Genomic DNA, 1,026 nt, shown 5'->3' on the forward strand with positions numbered 1-1,026 from the left:
GAGCAGCCCCCAACACCGGGACGAACTCATCAACTGTTCTCGCCATCGCCGCTCCTCCCGCCTGATCCACATGCGCCGCCCCAACCTATCCCGCGCCACGAGAAGGTCGCAGCGGCACAGGGCAGATACCGCGACATGCCAGGGTGATCAATGCAAGTCAGCAGGAAGTCAGCGAAACGCCCGACAACAGCCGACACGAGGCGACAGCTGACGAGAAACGATCAGCAGCAGACCACAGCAGACGACAGCAGGCGGGACCAGCCGAGACCATGTATCCGCCCTGACACGGCGGAGGTCAGCGCGCTTGACGGCGCGTGGCTACCGCCTCGAAGAACTGCCATCCATCGAGATGCTGAATCGCGGAGGTGGTTGGAGTCCAGCCCTGTACGAGCGCTTCGTCGAGCAAGGCTCTGACCGTTCCTGGCTCGTTGAGGTTCAGCCAGCCGCTGCCCGTGGTGCCGACAGTCCCACCAGGCAGCATGCCATCAGAGACTATTCGCCCGTCTCCTGCATTGAACGTGATCAGCAGGCGTCCGGGCAGTCCGTACACACGCAGCGACAGAACTTCACGACAGTCCCGATAGCGACTTGCGAGCTCGCCGGCCAGGTCCACGTCATGCTCATGCCTGACCGACCAAAGAAAGGTCTGGTCACCGACTATGAGGCGACGTGCCTTCTTCCCGTTGCGGACCACCAGCGAATCGTAGCCTCGGCGATCGCCGCGCGCTGCACCGCAGCAACAGGCCCGATGCTCAGCGCTTCGTGGCGGCGTTCAGCGAGATAGCCGGTTCGGGTTTGTCTTGCTTTGAGCACGGGTTGCGCCAAGTCCGGGACGAAGAGGTCGGGCCGCACCAGTATCGTGAGCCGCATGTCCACCGCCCTCCGTGATCTTCACCGCTTGACGGCGGACGTGGAAGAGTCGTGGTGGGCGGACATGTGAGTCCCGGTCCACGGACATGAGAAGTCTAGGTAGGCGGCCATCTGTAGCCGCGTGGTGACCGTGCGAGTTCCCGCCTTGATCCGTTA

The 1,026-nt window shown here is 63.2% G+C and carries 1 protein-coding gene; it reads right to left on the bottom strand.

Going from position 1 to position 1,026, the window contains the following annotated elements; translation table 11 throughout:
- Nucleotides 1-295: 295 nt before the first annotated feature.
- The gene (locus KDK95_RS34755; RefSeq protein ID WP_212522606.1) at nt 296-694 is read right to left on the bottom strand and encodes a hypothetical protein; all 399 of its coding nucleotides are present in this window, start codon (nt 692-694) and stop codon (nt 296-298) included.
- Nucleotides 695-1,026: the final 332 nt, after the last annotated feature.

Origin of the sequence: Actinospica acidithermotolerans (assembly GCF_018139625.1) — a bacterium.
Taxonomy (GTDB): domain Bacteria; phylum Actinomycetota; class Actinomycetes; order Streptomycetales; family Catenulisporaceae; genus Actinospica; species Actinospica acidithermotolerans.